The organism is Syntrophobotulus glycolicus DSM 8271, assembly GCF_000190635.1.
In the GTDB taxonomy this organism is placed as follows: domain Bacteria; phylum Bacillota; class Desulfitobacteriia; order Desulfitobacteriales; family Syntrophobotulaceae; genus Syntrophobotulus; species Syntrophobotulus glycolicus.
Genome location: NC_015172.1, coordinates 221,298 through 236,744, shown reverse-complemented (window position 1 = coordinate 236,744; position 15,447 = coordinate 221,298). Strand labels below are relative to the sequence as shown.

General features: G+C 45.3%; 15 protein-coding genes and 1 pseudogene. All 16 read right to left on the bottom strand.

Annotated features, from left to right (window positions below; genetic code table 11):
- Positions 1-145: 145 nt before the first annotated feature.
- Positions 146-1,111 carry a tRNA dihydrouridine synthase DusB gene (dusB, locus tag SGLY_RS01135; protein ID WP_013623467.1) on the bottom strand — a complete coding sequence of 322 codons (966 nt, stop codon included), beginning with the start codon at positions 1,109-1,111 and terminating at the stop codon, positions 146-148.
- Between the two features lie 71 nt (positions 1,112-1,182).
- The gene (locus SGLY_RS01130) at positions 1,183-1,950 is read right to left on the bottom strand and encodes a type III pantothenate kinase (RefSeq protein WP_013623466.1); all 768 of its coding nucleotides are present in this window, start codon (positions 1,948-1,950) and stop codon (positions 1,183-1,185) included.
- Entirely contained in the window at positions 1,947-2,816 is an 870-nt protein-coding gene (gene nadC, locus SGLY_RS01125; RefSeq protein WP_013623465.1) for a carboxylating nicotinate-nucleotide diphosphorylase, read from the bottom strand. Before nadC ends, SGLY_RS01130 begins: the two co-directional genes overlap by 4 nt.
- Positions 2,803-4,422 (bottom strand): L-aspartate oxidase, encoded by a 1,620-nt coding sequence (gene nadB, locus SGLY_RS01120; protein WP_013623464.1) that lies wholly within the window; start codon positions 4,420-4,422, stop codon positions 2,803-2,805. Before nadB ends, nadC begins: the two co-directional genes overlap by 14 nt.
- Positions 4,423-4,443: 21 nt before the next feature.
- Complete coding sequence (gene nadA / locus SGLY_RS01115; protein ID WP_013623463.1) at positions 4,444-5,373, bottom strand: quinolinate synthase NadA; 930 nt, start codon at positions 5,371-5,373, stop codon at positions 4,444-4,446.
- A 64-nt stretch (positions 5,374-5,437) separates the two neighbouring features.
- Positions 5,438-5,821 carry an aspartate 1-decarboxylase gene (gene panD / locus SGLY_RS01110; protein WP_013623462.1) on the bottom strand — a complete coding sequence of 128 codons (384 nt, stop codon included), beginning with the start codon at positions 5,819-5,821 and terminating at the stop codon, positions 5,438-5,440.
- 5 nt (positions 5,822-5,826) lie between these two features.
- Entirely contained in the window at positions 5,827-6,690 is an 864-nt protein-coding gene (panC, locus tag SGLY_RS01105) for a pantoate--beta-alanine ligase (protein ID WP_013623461.1), read from the bottom strand.
- The gene (locus SGLY_RS01100; RefSeq protein ID WP_013623460.1) at positions 6,687-7,610 is read right to left on the bottom strand and encodes a Rossmann-like and DUF2520 domain-containing protein; all 924 of its coding nucleotides are present in this window, start codon (positions 7,608-7,610) and stop codon (positions 6,687-6,689) included. Before SGLY_RS01100 ends, panC begins: the two co-directional genes overlap by 4 nt.
- A 259-nt stretch (positions 7,611-7,869) precedes the next feature.
- Positions 7,870-8,340, bottom strand: coding sequence for a 2-amino-4-hydroxy-6-hydroxymethyldihydropteridine diphosphokinase (folK, locus tag SGLY_RS01095; RefSeq protein WP_013623459.1), 471 nt, complete (start codon positions 8,338-8,340; stop codon positions 7,870-7,872).
- The gene (gene folB / locus SGLY_RS18290; RefSeq protein ID WP_169312036.1) at positions 8,337-8,708 is read right to left on the bottom strand and encodes a dihydroneopterin aldolase; all 372 of its coding nucleotides are present in this window, start codon (positions 8,706-8,708) and stop codon (positions 8,337-8,339) included. Before folB ends, folK begins: the two co-directional genes overlap by 4 nt.
- A 12-nt stretch (positions 8,709-8,720) precedes the next feature.
- Positions 8,721-9,548 (bottom strand): annotated as a pseudogene (gene folP / locus SGLY_RS18285) (dihydropteroate synthase); the annotation flags it as partial.
- A 130-nt stretch (positions 9,549-9,678) separates the two neighbouring features.
- Positions 9,679-11,349 (bottom strand): formate--tetrahydrofolate ligase, encoded by a 1,671-nt coding sequence (locus SGLY_RS01085; RefSeq protein ID WP_013623457.1) that lies wholly within the window; start codon positions 11,347-11,349, stop codon positions 9,679-9,681.
- Positions 11,350-11,470: 121 nt separating this feature from the next.
- Positions 11,471-12,175, bottom strand: a complete 705-nt coding sequence (locus SGLY_RS01080; RefSeq protein WP_041444531.1) for a DUF881 domain-containing protein — start codon at positions 12,173-12,175, stop codon at positions 11,471-11,473.
- Positions 12,176-12,177: 2 nt separating this feature from the next.
- Positions 12,178-12,870 (bottom strand): DUF881 domain-containing protein, encoded by a 693-nt coding sequence (locus SGLY_RS01075; protein WP_013623455.1) that lies wholly within the window; start codon positions 12,868-12,870, stop codon positions 12,178-12,180.
- 51 nt (positions 12,871-12,921) lie between these two features.
- On the bottom strand, positions 12,922-13,374 hold the full coding sequence (gene ndk, locus SGLY_RS01070; protein WP_013623454.1) for a nucleoside-diphosphate kinase: 453 nt from the start codon (positions 13,372-13,374) through the stop codon (positions 12,922-12,924).
- Positions 13,375-13,405: 31 nt separating this feature from the next.
- Entirely contained in the window at positions 13,406-15,343 is a 1,938-nt protein-coding gene (ftsH, locus tag SGLY_RS01065; protein WP_013623453.1) for an ATP-dependent zinc metalloprotease FtsH, read from the bottom strand.
- Between the last annotated feature and the right edge of the window lie 104 nt (positions 15,344-15,447).

Sequence of the window (15,447 nt, the reverse complement as noted above, 5' to 3'; positions counted from 1 at the left end):
GAATTCAAATTCTCTCATCAATGAAAAGCGTTTCTTCGGACTAATTATACGCTGATACAAAAAAAATATACACTGCTGAGCCTTCTTCTCACAGTTTATTGGTAATTATAAGAAACCCCCCTGATCTTGTCAAGCAGTTTTGAATTTATTCCTGTTCAGAAAAAATCCTCTCCATAACCTGAACCATGTCCCGGCTGGTTTCACTTTTCATGATTTGATCCCGGAAACGGGCTGAATGACGTATTCCTTTGGTATACCAGACCGCATGCTTACGCATTTCGTTTACTCCGATTCGCTCTCCCTTATATTTTAAAAGCAGTGCAAAGTGTCTTCTCAACACTTCCAACCGTTCTTGATTCCCCGGTTCCTGTTTCGAAAAATGGTCTTTCAAAAAGATGGCTGTCCGTTCAATTATCCAGGGATTGCCCATCACTCCCCTGCCAATCATCACTCCATCACAGCCCGTATTGCTGATCATCTTTGCTGCATCCTGAGGTGAGCAGATATCTCCATTTCCAATAACCGGAATTTTAACTTTTTCTTTGAGTTTGGCAATCCATTCCCAATCCGCCTCTCCAGCATAATATTGCTCCCTTGTCCTGGCATGCAGGGTCAACATAACGACCCCTGCCTCTTCCAGCCTTCGGCCCAGCTCTACAGCCACAATATTGCCGCGGTCCCAGCCCAGCCGCATTTTTACCGAGACAGGAACGTCCACGGCTTTGACCACATTTGATGCGATCTCCACAGCTGATTGAATATTCTTCAGTAAAGCCGCCCCTTCCCCATTTTTAACGATCTTTGGTGTAGGACAGCCCATATTAATATCTATGACTGTCGCTCCGCAATTTTGTGCAATTTTGGCCGCCTCACCCATTATTCTAGGCTCCGAACCGAAAAGCTGAACGATTCTAGGCTCTTCTTCTTCCTTTAGATCCAGCATTTTAATGGTCTTGGGATTATGAAAGATTAAAGCCTTATCACTGATCATTTCCGTATACATGTACTTGCCGCCAAGCTGCCTGACAATTTGCCTGAAGGCTTTATCCGTAACACCTGCCAGAGGTGCCATAAATACCGGTTTATCCATACCGTAGCTTCCCAGTTTCAATGTTTTCACCTATATCAATAAATTACGAGCATGGACAATGCTCGTTAACCTGCTGCCGGAAACTTAGAACCTTACCTGGCATTTCGTTCATAAATTTCCAACAACCCTTCCAGCGTAAGGAAAGGATCAATCCTTTCTATCATCTCCGAATCTTCAGCAATAAGCTCTGCTAAGCCTCCGGTAGCAATAACCTGAGGGCTGCCGCCCAATTCCTTTTTCATATTTGAGACGATTCTGTCCACTTGCCCGCAGTACCCATAATAGATTCCTGCCTGCATCCCTTGAATGGTATTCTTGCCGATAATATTTTTTGTTTTAATTAACTCGATCCGCGGTAATTTCGAAGCCCTTTGAAACAAAGCCTCTGTCGAAATCCCAATCCCCGGGGCAATCGCACCCCCTAAATATTCTCCTTTAGCCGTAATCGCACAAAATGTCGTAGCTGTCCCAAAATCCACGATAATTAAAGGTCCCCCATATTTAACATAGGCAGCTAAAGCGTTTACTATACGGTCGGCTCCCACTTCACGCGGATTGTCCATGACAATGGATATTCCTGTCTTAATTCCCGGACCGACAATCATCGGCTTCACCTTAAAATATTTTTGAATCATTTTTTCCAGGGTTGGTGTAACAGGGGGAACGACCGAAGAAATGATCGCCCCTTTTATCTCTTCAAAACGCAAATCCAAAAAAGAAAAAAGAGTTTTCATCACAACCGCATATTCATCTGCTGTCCGTGATTTATCGGTGGATATCCTCCAATGCTGAAGCAATTGACGGCCCTGATAAACTCCAAAAACAATATTTGTATTTCCAACATCATAGACCAGGATCATACTTTTTCACCCTGTTGAGCATACTTCTTCATTGAAGGTTTGGACTCATCCACTACCAAAGAAAAATCAAGGGCTTTGACATAATTGGTCAATTTGCCCACAGATACGACATCTACTCCCGTTTCGGCAATTTCACGGATATTTTCTTCAGTTATCCCGCCTGAAGCTTCTGTAATAGCTCTTCCTGCAATACTCCGCACCGCTGTCTTCATCTCTTCAATATTCATATTATCAAGCATAATCACATCTACCCCGGAGTTAACGGATTGTTCTACTTGTTCCAGTGTTTCACATTCAACTTCGATTTTCACCATATGTCCTATTTTTGCCTTGACCCTGGAGATGGCTTCCTCCAGACCACCAACAGCGGCATGATGATTATCTTTGAGCATGACGGCGTCGTAAAGTCCCAATCTGTGATTCTGCCCGCCGCCAACCCTAATCGCATACTTTTGCAGCACTCTCATTCCTGGGATTGTCTTTCTGGTATCAACAACTTTGACCCCCAGATCAGAAACTTTATCCACCAATAATCTGGTATAAGAAGAAATCCCTGAAAGATGCTGTAAAAAATTAAGTGCTGTCCTCTCGGCCTGGAGAATCGACCCTAAAGGTCCCTGGATCGACATAATAAGATCACCGGCTTTGAACAGATCTCCGTCTTTGATCTTAAACTCAATCGTGATATCCGGATCAACCCGTTTAAAGACAGCCTCCGCAATCTGCAAGCCGCACACCACACCATGCTCTTTGGCATATATTCTCGCCATTCCCAAATAGTCTTCAGGAATAATCTGCGAACTCAAATCCCCGGTGCCAATATCTTCCTTCAGCGCTCTGTCAATGATCTCCTCATATAGATTCATAACTGATGTTACGGTCTCCTTTCTTTTGCACACAATGCTTCCGCCAGTCTTCCCGTGCTAAGGGGTAATCACTGCGAAAATGGCCTCCTCTGCTTTCGTGGCGGTGGAGTGCGGCTTCGGCAATCAGAAGGCTAAGTTCAAGCATATTGGCTAATTCCATCTCTTCAACTCTTAATTCGGGGAAAAAATGATGAGAATAGTGCTCCAGGGTTTGGGCCGCTTCTCTCAGTCCTTCTTCATGACGAATAATGCCTACTTTTTCCCACATGATTTCACGTATTTCCGACTTTAATTGGGGAGGTCCTTTTGTTTCTTTTATTGTATCCTGAATGCCCTCCTGAGATGCCGGAAAATTAATGATTTCAGCCCAAGTCGGCATTGTTAATTTTTTCTTTTTAATGGTTCCCGCTATAACTGCGCTGAAAACAAGCCCGTCTAAAAGGGAGTTACTTGCCAGGCGATTCGCTCCATGCAGCCCACTGCAAGCACATTCGCCGCAAGCATAGAGATTGGGCAAATTTGTTTCCCCGCCGTTATTCACCTTTATTCCCCCCATCATGTAGTGGGCAGCAGGGCCAATCGGCACCGGGGTTTTTGTAATATCTATACCATACTGCAAACAAGTTTTGGATATTTTCGGAAACCTTTCTTCCAGTCTCTGAATACTGGCAAATGTAAAATCGAGGTAAACCTGTCCGGTTTTCATTTGGCTCCAAATCGCCCTGGCTACCACATCTCTAGGGGCCAGCTCCTTGCCGGAAATATTCTCCATGAACCGTTCTCCCTGATGATTGACCAGTTTCGCCCCTTCTCCTCTGGCCGCTTCGGAAATAAGGAAACTGGGGGCTCCGGGCAATAATAAAGCTGTCGGATGAAATTGCACGAATTCCATATCCATAAGCTCCGCTCCGGCCCGGTAAGCAGCCGCTAAGCCATCCCCTGTCGCAACCTCGGGATTGGTCGTATATTTATATAACTGACCAATCCCTCCTGTGGCCAGAACAACTGCTTTTGCCAGCCAGGCTTCCATCTTCTTATTGTCTTCATTATAGACCAAGGCTCCGGCTATGCTTTGATCTGCTTCCCTTAGCAGATCAATGACAAATGTATTCTCTTCAACCCGGATTCCGGAACTTTTTTGCACGACTTCAACTAAAGCCCTTTCAATTTCACCGCCGGTTGCATCCCCCAGAGCATGAAGAACCCTATTTTTGCTGTGGGCTGCTTCTCTGGTAAAATCAAGCTCGTTATTTACCCGGTCAAACTCCGTTCCCAGATTAATCAGGTCCCGAACACATTCCGGTCCTTTTTCAGCCATGATCTTGACTGCTTCAATATTGCATAATCCCGCCCCCGCTTTTAAGGTATCCTCAATATGTACGCCGGGGGAATCATCTACATTTAAGGCAACTGCAATTCCGCCCTGAGCATGTTCCGTATTGCTTTCCGTAATCCTGCTTTTTGTAATGATCGTTACCTGATACTCGCCCTTCAATTTCAGACTGGCATATAGGCCGGCAATGCCGCTTCCCAAGATCAGAATTTCAGTTTGATTTACTTTTAGACTCTTCTTGTCCCAAGGAATCAAATAAGCGTTATGTTTCATTTAATCTTCATCCTACAGTCATTATTTTGATAGGGACAGCATTTGCTCCAGTGCATGAATAGCCTTATTCGCGATTTCTTCCGAAACAGTGATTCGAGGTGACAACCCATATAATGAATCTCTGACTTTCTGAAGAGTAATCTTCTTCATATTGGGACAAAGCAATACCCTTGATGCCAGGTAAAACACCTTGTCCGGACAGCCTTTCTGCAGCTGATGAAGAATCCCGCATTCTGTCCCGATAATAAACTCCTTACTATCCGACTCCCGGGCATACCTGATTATTCCCGCGGTAGATCCCACATAATCTGCTTCACGCCACACTTCTTCCCTGCATTCGGGATGCACCAGCACTTCTGCCTGCGGATACTCTGCGCGTTTTTGAAGAATATCTTCTCTTCGGAGGTTATGATGGGTAGGACAAAATCCGGGCCAAAAATGAAGCCTTTTTCCCGTTTGTGCAGCGATATATTTTCCCAGGTTACCATCAGGAACGAAAAGAATCTCTTCCTCCGGTACCGCTTTAATAATTTTTTCCGCGTTTGAAGATGTGCAACAGACATCACTTTCCGCTTTTACTTCCGCTGAGGAATTCACATAACAGACAACCTTAACTCCCGGTATTCTTTCCTTTTCCTCCCGGAGCATCTGGGCGTCAATCATATCGGCCATGGGACACCCCGCCTTCTCGTCAGGAAGCAAAACAATTTTCTCAGGTGAGAGTATTGCCGCACTTTCAGCCATAAAATGCACTCCGCAGAAAACAATAACATCCGCTTCTGTCTTTGCGGCCTGCTGGGCAAGCTGAAGGGAATCACCGACAAAGTCGGCCAGATCCTGAATCTCCCCTTCCTGGTAATAGTGCGCTAATATGACAGCATTCCGGCTTTTTTTGAGTTCCCTGATTTCTTCTATGATCCGGTTTTTGTTTTCTTCAGTCAATGAAGCCATTTCTGCGTCTCCCTTCCAAAAAGGAACATCTTCTTCTAAATTCTATGCGTGGAGTATAAGCATGTCAAGAGCAGGTACTGTGCGGCTCTTCAGAGGTAAGCTTTACAGGGGCATTGCGTTTATCCACAAAGACTACTTTAGGGGAGTAATTTTGACATTCTTTATCGTCAAACACCCCGTAAGTAATCATAATGATTTCGTCTCCGACCTGGACTAACCTGGCTGCGGCTCCGTTTAAACAAATCACGCCGGAATGCGCGTCTCCGGGTATGACATATGTTTCAAAACGAGCACCATTAGCATTATTCACGATCTGGACTTTTTCATTCGGGAGGATATCCGCTTTCTCCATTAAGAAACTGTCAATGGTTATGCTGCCTATATAATTTAGATTTGCCTCGGTCACTGTAGCTCTGTGTATCTTCGATTTCATCATCGTTCTGTACATTTCTTTTACACCTCGACAATAATATTATCAATTAAACGGGTATTTCCTAATCTTACTGCTAAAGCGATAACAATTTTTCTCCTGATGGTTTTTACAGGGGATAAATTTTCGGCACTTCTGATTTCCACATAATCAATTTCCCCTGTGGTTTCCGCAGTGATTTTATTCATCATATTCTGACGGACTGTCTCAGGATTACGCTCCCCTTCAGTAATTAAGGCTTGGGCCTCTTGCAGGGCTTGATATAAAACAGGAGCCTGTTTCCTCTCTGCCGGGGTTAAATATGCGTTGCGGGAACTCATCGCCAGCCCATCAGCCTCCCTCACTGTAGGAACCGCATAAACCTTAAGCGGCATATTTAGGTCCTTGACCATTTTTTTGATCACAATATACTGTTGATAATCCTTCTGCCCAAAGAAAGCTGCATCAGGAAGGACAATATTAAAGAGTTTGGCCACAACTGTAGCTACTCCGGAGAAATGTCCCGGACGTGAATCCCCGCACAATCCTTCAGTCACTCCCTCCACATTGACTGTTGTCAGGGTTTTCTCCTCCGGATACATTTCCTGGACAGAAGGGACAAATAATAAATCAACCCCTGCCTGTTGAGCCAATTGGACATCTCTAGCCAGGTTACGCGGGTATTGTTCAAAGTCTTCGCGAGGTCCGAACTGAAGCGGATTAACAAAAATACTCATCACAATACATATTTTTTCACAGTCCTCATCATCCTGTCTTACTGTATTGACCATAGACAAATGCCCCTCATGCAAAAAGCCCATCGTTGGAATAAGCACGATCGTTTTTTCTTCCTGTCTGGCCTGCATAATCTTTTCCTGTAAAACAGAGATGTATTCTGTCAATATCATTTTGTTCCCTCCAATTTGAAACTGAACAATTGCTCCTGTTTCAGGCCAAGCAGATTTGTCATTTTTTTGTACGCGTCTTCATCGTAGCGCTCACCTCTGAGCTCCTTTTTTCTTGTTCCTATTTCCAAAGCGAGAACCCCCAAATTTTTATATACAGGTCTCATTTCAACAGGTATTTTATCCAAATGTTTTTGTACGACCTGCCAATCGCCCCGGGCAACCGGTCCGGTCAGGGCGCCAGGCAATCCGGTATTTTCAATATTGTGCAATGCGCCTTTCATCAGCGGCATCAGAGTTTTCAAGGCATCTTCTTTGATTCCGGCCTGAGCAAAAAGCCTTACGGCCAACTCGGCCAAAGAAACCATGTAATTGGAAGCGACAACTGCTCCCGCATGGTAGAGGGTTTTTTGGTCGGGATCTATGATATGGGGTATTCCTCCAAGCAAGCGTACAATTTCCCGCCCCTTTTCTTCTGTCTCCCGGTTGTTTCCCTCGACCCCGAAATGAGTCCCTTTAAGAATAGCTAAAGCATTATCCACATGAGCAAAAGCCTGAAGGGGATGGATCGAAAGATACTGAATGGTCAGCCATGGTTTTTTACGCATGACGCGCGATCCTATAGATCCTGAGCAGTGTACCCAGATTTGCCCTATCTTATGACCTCCCAGTACAGAAAGCTGCTCAGCAACCTTTTCGATCTCAGCATCCTGAGTCGTGATCAAGATGACATCTGCCTCCGTAACCATAGCATCCAGTTCCATCCTCGGTCCCGGCAGATAACCGTAAAAACGTTCAAAGGATTTCCTGCTGCGTGTCTTCACTCCCACACACTGCCATCCCTGGCGGGATAGCAGCACGGCCAGAGCAGTCCCCACTACACCGGCTCCAATGATTCCAAATTTTGTCTTGTCCTTAAACATAAAAACACCTCACTGCGAGTGAAGGTGTTTGCTTTAATCACGCTCTAAAGCTCCCGCCCTCACCGTCTCAGTCTATTGGTAATCCAAGCGGCTTAAAGCGAAACATGAAAATTGGTGTGTACTTCATTCTTCTTCATTCAGCATGTTCAGTACAATTCCTTGCGGATATTACCTAAACAATGCCCAAAGACGATAACCTGAGTCTATTATAATAGATATTCTATAGAATACAATAACAATTTATACCCAAAGTATTGTCTTATCCTCTGTATCTCCAAATTTTTTCATCCTCTTGATAATCTGAGGGCACTTTGCCTGATGGCAAGACCAGATTCGGAGCGATCTCTTTTAAAGGAATTAGAACAAAATTTCTCTGTTCCAAATAAGGATGGGGAATTTTCAGATGCGCCGAATCAATACGGACATTTTCCAAAAGCAATAGATCAATATCGATGGTTCTGGGTCCCCAATGCACAGATCTTTCCCTGCCTAAAGCCGCTTCTATTTTCTGGCATTGACTTAAAAGTTCCTCCGGGCGGCTGCTTGTTTCGATCTCAATCACCTGGTTGAGAAATTTATTCTGTCCCAGTTCACCCCATGGTTCGCTTTCATAAACTCCGGATTCCTGAATCATTGTGATCCCGGACCGTTCTTTAAGCATTCTCACTGCTTTTTTCAGATAGCTTCTTCGATCTCCCAAATTGCTCCCCAATCCCAAAAAAGCTCTCATTGCTTTCTTTCCCGCTTAAGCTCTACAGAAATATCTCTGATCATACCCGGTATAGGGGCATTCGGCTTATGGACCTCTACTCTTATTTTTGTACAGGAAAAACGCTTCATGACTTCCTTAACAATCTGCTCAGCCAATGTTTCCAAAAGATTATATTTTTCTTCCTCAACACACCTTTTGATTACCCCATATACTTCTGCATAATCAACTGTAAATTCGATGTTGTCTGAGCCGCTGATCAGCGGCACATCAGGATAGATATCCATATCGACAATGAACCTTTGGCCTGTGATCTTTTCTTCAGGCATCACTCCATGGTATCCGTAGAACTCCATTCCCCGGAGATGGATGACATTATTCTCCTTCATGACCGCATCTCCTTTTCTTCGTATAATTTCATCTGCCATCATTACCGCTTTTTTATTTTCTCTGACATCATGTACCCGAAGAATATCTATTCCGGCTGCTGCCCCGAGAACACTGATCGCAATCGTCGGTTCCAATCTTTCTTCTACCGGCAAGCCCAAAGTCTTTCCGATTATCGATTTACGGGATGCCCCTAATAAAACCGGCCTGCCCAGGTTTTTCAATTCATCCAGCCGACTTAATATTTCAAGATTATGCGCGGGCGTTTTGCCGAAGCCAATCCCCGGATCAAGAATAATTTGCTCTTCCTGTATCCCGTTCTTTAGCGCAATCTCGATGCTTTTGTGAAAAAAATCCTGCATCTCACTCCACAGGTCTTTGTAAGCCGCCTCTTCCTTATTATGCATGATAATCACCGGTGCAGCAAAATAAGCCGCAACCTCTGCCATTCCGGGATCCTTCTGCAGCCCCCAGATATCATTGATGATATGAGCCCCGGCCTCAAGCGCTTTCATTGCCACTTCCGCCTTCTGGGTATCCACCGAAAGGGGAACAGGGCTATGCACACTCAGATGCCTGATAACCGGTTCCAGCCTCTGCCACTCTTCCAGCGCACTGATCTCCGTATGGCCGGGTCTGGTTGATTCTCCGCCGATATCTAAAATATCAGCTCCTTCTTCAATCAGCTTTTGGGCTTGGGCCAGGGCCGGCTCCAGTTTAGAAAAACGGCCTCCATCGGAAAAGGAATCCGGAGTCAGATTAAGGATTCCCATGATTAACGTTTTATTTCCTAACAGAAGATGCTGCCCGCGGCAATTGATGATCGTCCCTTTAACCGGTTCCGGGCTTTTTACATGATCTTCGCTCTTCATGCGTTCCCTCCTTAGCGGGAGTCTGTCCAAAAAGCCGGAGAAAAATCTCCGGCTTAGTTGAGTTTTGCTTGTTTTGGTTCTGCCTGCTTTTCCTATGCCATTAAAACAGCCCTGTAATTTTTCCTTCGGCATCAATATCCATATTCATAGCGGCCGGTCTCTTCGGTAATCCCGGCATCGTCATCATCGCTCCTGTGATGGCCACTAAAAATCCTGCTCCGGCGGCCAGCCTGACCTCCCTGACCGTTATTGTAAAGCCTGCGGGTCTCCCCAGCTTAGTCGGGTCGTCTGTCAGAGAATACTGGGTTTTAGCCATACAAACCGGCAAAGAGCCATAGCCTAAATCTATATATTTCTTTATGGCAGTTTCAGCTTCCTTAGTAAACGATACTCCATCTGCTCCGTAAACTTCTTGGCATATTTTTTCTATTTTTAATGGAATAGAATCTTGATCGTCATAGAGCACTTTAAATTTAGACTCTGTCTTCTCCATCGTCCGGAGAACGGTCTCAGCAAGTTCAATTCCGCCTTCGCCGCCTTTGGTGAATACTTCGGATAAGGCAACCTCAACTCCCTGTTTGGCACAACGCTCCCTGATAAACTGCAATTCAGCCTCTGTATCGGTAGGGAAGCGGTTAATGGCGACTACGACAGGCACTCCGAACTTACCCACATTTTCAATGTGCTTTTCCAGATTAACGATCCCTTTGGCTAGCGCGTCCAGATTTTCCGCGCCCAGATTATCTTTGGTTACTCCGCCATTCATTTTTAAGGCTCTGACTGTAGCGACAATCACGGTCAGGGCAGGCGTGAGGCCTGCAAACCGGCACTTCAGGTCAAAGAATTTTTCAGCCCCCAGATCGGCACCGAAACCGGCTTCCGTAATGAGGTAGTCTGTCAGCTTAAGACCTAATTTTGTTGCCACAACACTGTTACAGCCATGAGCAATATTGGCAAACGGTCCCCCGTGAATAAACACCGGCGTGTTTTCCAGAGTTTGGACCAGGTTGGGTTTTATGGCATCCTTCATCAACATCGCCATTGCGCCTTCAGCTCCCAGCTGCCCGGCTGTTACAGGATTGCCGTCATACGTATAGGCTACAACAATTTTAGCAAACCTTTCCTTCAAATCCATCAGGTCTTCTGACAGGCAGAGAATGGCCATAATTTCCGAAGCAACCGTAATGTCAAAACCGCCCTGGCGGGGAATACCGTCCATCCTGCCACCGAGTCCCAGTACGATGTTCCGTAAAGAACGGTCGTTCATGTCCATGACTCTGCGGAAGACAACCTGACGGGGATCAATATTCAGGAGATTACCCTGCTGAATAGAATTGTCCAGCATCGCAGCAAGGAGATTATGGGCGGAGGTAATGGCATGAAAATCCCCTGTAAAATGCAGATTAATATCTTCCATCGGAACAGCCTGGGAATACCCCCCGCCTGCCGCCCCCCCTTTGATTCCAAAACAGGGACCCAAAGAAGGCTCTCTTAAGGCAATCATCGCTTTCTTGCCTATTTGGGCCATGGCTTGTCCCAACCCAACAGTTGTCGTCGTCTTTCCTTCCCCTGCCGGTGTTGGGTTAATGGCCGTTACAAGAATCAGCTTTCCATCAGGATTATCCTTTACTCTCTTCCATACATCCAGACTGATTTTCGCCTTGGTTTTTCCGTAATATTCCAAGTCATCTTCATTCAGCCCAATCACAGAAGCTATCTCATTGATTGGTTTCATTTTCGCTCCCTGGGCTATCTCAATGTCAGTTTTCATCAAGGTCAGCTCCTTTTCAAGTATGCGATGAACAAAATCTGTTCAAGCCAAGCTTTTTATATTATATAACAAGATGCTTTATTCTTCCTGTAAGAAATTCCCTCTTCATGCTTATCCCGCTTTATCCATCAAGCCTTTGCGAAAGCTTAAACTCATATCCCCTTTTATAGGAAGGAATTGTAATGCTCTGGTTTTTTATGATATCAACTTTTATCCCGTCTTCTTTTAAGGCCTGCGCAATCATTTTGTCCAAATAATCGGTAAGATTACCGGGATCTCCGATTGCTAAGACTTCATAAGAAGATCCCCGGATTTTGCTGATCGGCACCTGGTTGATCACGATATTGGAAGGGCCGCTTGAAACAATCGACGTTGTCCCGACTATCCTTTGTCCATTAATCGCTATCGCTTCTGCTCCGGCAAGACGCAGGGTATTTACAATCTTTTTTAGATCTTCCGGAAGGATGGGCGCAAGAACTTTAACATCCGGACCACTATCCAGAATGGTCATTTTAATTCCCGGTCCTTTGACCGCTTCAGTCCCATCCATTTTCTTATACTGGTCCAGCTGGGTGACCGCAGCCCCGCTATTTTGTTCCTTTGTGCTGAGCTTTTCTATCTCAGCTGTTAATGTTTTATATTCTGACTGGAGATCTTGGTTTCTTTCCTTTAGCTGATCAACAACTGTTCTCGCCTGGGCCATTCTGTCGTTCTGCAATTGTTCCGCCCTTGTCGCTTTTTTATGCGTCTGGAATTGCAAGGAAATCAAAAATCCGATCAGTAAAGCCGCAATTGTAATTGCAGGCAAAATTCTTTTATTCCACATCATCAAGACTCCTTTGCCGCTTGAGCAAACTGATATCTATAGAGTATTCCGGCAGGGACGGTTACCGCTTCTACGGGGGGCACATCTAATTTTCTCGTAATCCCATACTGCTGCTGATACTCACCCAATTTGTCCCAGCCATAGAAATTGAGGGCGGACTGCAAATTGCTCTGGTTTCCTATGGCTGTAATGATATAAGGCGGCATTTGCCTGGTGCCGTTGATCTGAATATATGAACCGCTGCAGAAGATCTCCGTATGAGAGGTCACGCGCTGGTCATTCACCGCGATCGCCTCCGCTCCGCCGTTCCAAAGGATGTTAATCAGTTCTCGCAGGTATTCTTCATGAATAACATTGAATCCCTGAGGATCAGACTGGTTTTTGGCGTCATCCAAAGTAATCTTTATCCCCGGCCCTTTAAGCGCTACAAGCCCGGCATTCATCATGGCGTCATCCCACTGCCGGGTGTTTTGACCGGACTCAATCTTGTGTAATTGTTCGGTCAGTTTTTGATTTTCTTTGGCCAACTGTTCGTTTTCAATCTCAAGCTGCATTAAGCTTGGGATTGCGGCTTCTTGCGCAGTGTTCTTATCCTGCTGCTGATAATAAACTTTGATCACTAAAGATAAAAAAAGCCCCGTGAGCAATGCTACGATGGAAATAATTTTCAACCCGGTATTGTTCTTTAACCGCATTTCAACCACTCCTGTTTATTAAAAAAGACACCCTTTCGGGTGTCTCTGCTTTCACTCACTCAGCCATTCTTCCCCAGCTTTTGCATAGTCCAAAATTTCTTCAGATTTAAAATATAAAGCAATCTCTCGAACGGCACTTTCAACAGAATCCGATCCATGGATGATATTGCGGCTGATATCTACCGCATAGCTGCCCCTGATTGAACCGGGATCAGCATTCTTCGGATTGGTCGCCCCCATCATCGTTCGGCACAATGCAACCGCTTCCGGGCCTTCCCAAACCATGGCAACAACAGGAGCAGACATAATATAGCTTACAGTCGGTTCAAAAAAACCTTTTCCTTTGTGCTCCGCGTAATGTTCTTCAGCCAATTCTCTGCTGACACTCAGCAGCTTAAGCCCTGCTAATTTCAGTCCTTTTTTTTCAAACCGGGAAATAATTTCTCCGATCAAACCTCTTTGTATCGCATCAGGTTTCAATAATAGAAAAGTCCTTTCCGACATGCCATAACCTTCCTTTTGTATAGTTTATGATTTATATTTCCACTTCCGGAAAACCGCTTATTTTACCTTCAACCACTTTATTCTCCTCATTGCCGTTTCCGGAAGCACCGGTACCTTCTTCAGGACTGTGTTCCTCAATCTTTTCCATTCTTCTTTCCTTCAGATTGCTTGAATCAAAGCGTGAAACGATTTTCTGAAACTCAGGTGCTTCCAATGTTTCATTTTCCATGAGCGCCTGGGCAATTGCATGGAGAATATCCATCTTCTCATTGATAATATCCTGAGCCTTTTGATAACACTCATCAATCATTCTGCGGACTTCGTTATCAATAGCCTGGGCTACGGCCTCACTATAGTTGCGGTCCCTTGCGATATCCCTTCCCAAAAACACCTGTTCCTCTTTATGACCAAATGTTACAGGACCCAGTTCATCCGACATCCCTAACTCGGTAATCATTTTTCTTACCGTCCCGGTTGCTCTTTCCAGGTCATTTGATGCTCCTGTACTGATTTCATGAAGCACCAAAGCTTCAGCAACCCGGCCTCCGAGCAACATTGTCACCTGGTCCAAAAGCTGGGACTTTGTCATATAATTGCGGTCTTCTTTCGGCAAAAGCAAAGTGTATCCGCCGGCCCGGCCCCGTGGAATGATCGACACCTTGTGCAAAGGATCAGTATGGGGCAAATATTCCCCGAGCAGGGCATGGCCCGCTTCGTGATAAGAAACCAGTTTTTTTTCATACTCACTGATCACCCGGCTTTTTTTCTCAGGACCGGCAATCACCCGTTCAATAGAATCTTCCAAAGCCTTCATGGAGACAGCTTTTTCGTTCCGCCTCGCTGTCAACAGCGCCGCTTCATTAAACAGATTGGCCAGGTCCGCCCCGGTGAACCCTGGTGTCCTGCGGGCCAATACACTCAGATCAACATCACCGGCCAAAGGCTTCCCTTTGGCATGGACTGCCAGAATTTCTTCTCTGCCTTTGACGTCTGGCACACTGACAACAATCTGCCTGTCAAAACGCCCGGGTCTTAAAAGGGCCGGGTCCAGGATATCCGGTCTGTTCGTCGCCGCAACGATAATAATTCCTTCATTCCCGTTAAACCCGTCCATTTCAACCAGAAGCTGATTCAAGGTTTGCTCGCGCTCGTCATGTCCACCGCCGAGTCCCGCTCCACGTTGTCTGCCAACCGCGTCAATTTCATCAATAAAGACAATACATGGAGCACTCTTTTTGGCCTGCTCAAACAAGTCTCGGACACGGGAAGCCCCTACCCCGACAAACATTTCCACGAAATCGGAACCACTGATGCTAAAGAAAGGAACCCCGGCCTCACCGGATACCGCTTTAGCCAGAAGGGTTTTTCCTGTTCCCGGAGGGCCGAATAGGAGAACTCCTTTCGGAATCTTCGCCCCTATTTCATTAAACTTACGGGGAGATTTTAAGAAATCAACGATTTCTTCCAATTCTTCTTTTACTTCATCCGCTCCGGCGACATCTTTGAATGTTGTTTTTTTGTCTTCGGTCACTAACCTGGCCCGGCTTTTGCCAAACTGCATAACCTTGCTGCCACCGCCCTGAGTTTGCTGCATCATATAGAAAACCAAGCCAAAGATAAACACCAGCATGAGTAAAGTAGGCAGAGCGGAAAACCACCAGGGTGCTCCCTGCGGCTCTTCATAGGTTGAAGGAACATTCAGGACTGCCAGATCATCAATGAGCTTCTGGTCATTTTTCGGACCGGATACCTCATTTTTTGTCCCATCCGTCATCGTCACGGTGTATTTATACGTCAGGTCGGTGACTACTATGGAAACATTGCTTACCTTATTCTCGCTTACCGCTTTTTTAAACCCGCTATAATCCAGTTTGGCACTGGTTTCGGCGGGAGGATTGACGACTTTTAACAGTAAAACCGCAAGCAAAAGAATAAAAACATAAATGGCTACATTTTTAAATATTTTCAATTCCGCAGATCCTCCTCTCTAACGGAAAACAACTATCCACATAAACTTCTGCCTTTTAAACAATATTAGTATTATATCATGCCGAAAATTATTTTACAATCAAT

Excerpts from the sequence above, each read along its gene's own strand:
- panC (WP_013623461.1), bottom strand. The coding sequence starts at position 6,690 with ATGATATTGACAGAATACATCTCTGTTTTACAGGAAAAGATTATGCAG.
- SGLY_RS01100 (WP_013623460.1), bottom strand. The coding sequence starts at position 7,610 with ATGTTTAAGGACAAGACAAAATTTGGAATCATTGGAGCCGGTGTAGTG.
- SGLY_RS01080 (WP_041444531.1), bottom strand. The coding sequence starts at position 12,175 with ATGTGGAATAAAAGAATTTTGCCTGCAATTACAATTGCGGCTTTACTG.
- nadC (WP_013623465.1), bottom strand. The coding sequence starts at position 2,816 with ATGAATCTATATGAGGAGATCATTGACAGAGCGCTGAAGGAAGATATT.
- SGLY_RS01130 (WP_013623466.1), bottom strand. The coding sequence starts at position 1,950 with ATGATCCTGGTCTATGATGTTGGAAATACAAATATTGTTTTTGGAGTT.
- ndk (WP_013623454.1), bottom strand. The coding sequence starts at position 13,374 with ATGTCGGAAAGGACTTTTCTATTATTGAAACCTGATGCGATACAAAGA.
- folK (WP_013623459.1), bottom strand. The coding sequence starts at position 8,340 with ATGAGAGCTTTTTTGGGATTGGGGAGCAATTTGGGAGATCGAAGAAGC.
- nadA (WP_013623463.1), bottom strand. The coding sequence starts at position 5,373 with ATGGCTTCATTGACTGAAGAAAACAAAAACCGGATCATAGAAGAAATC.
- SGLY_RS01085 (WP_013623457.1), bottom strand. The coding sequence starts at position 11,349 with ATGAAAACTGACATTGAGATAGCCCAGGGAGCGAAAATGAAACCAATC.
- SGLY_RS01075 (WP_013623455.1), bottom strand. The coding sequence starts at position 12,870 with ATGCGGTTAAAGAACAATACCGGGTTGAAAATTATTTCCATCGTAGCA.
- panD (WP_013623462.1), bottom strand. The coding sequence starts at position 5,821 with ATGTACAGAACGATGATGAAATCGAAGATACACAGAGCTACAGTGACC.
- folB (WP_169312036.1), bottom strand. The coding sequence starts at position 8,708 with ATGAAGGAGAATAATGTCATCCATCTCCGGGGAATGGAGTTCTACGGA.
- nadB (WP_013623464.1), bottom strand. The coding sequence starts at position 4,422 with ATGAAACATAACGCTTATTTGATTCCTTGGGACAAGAAGAGTCTAAAA.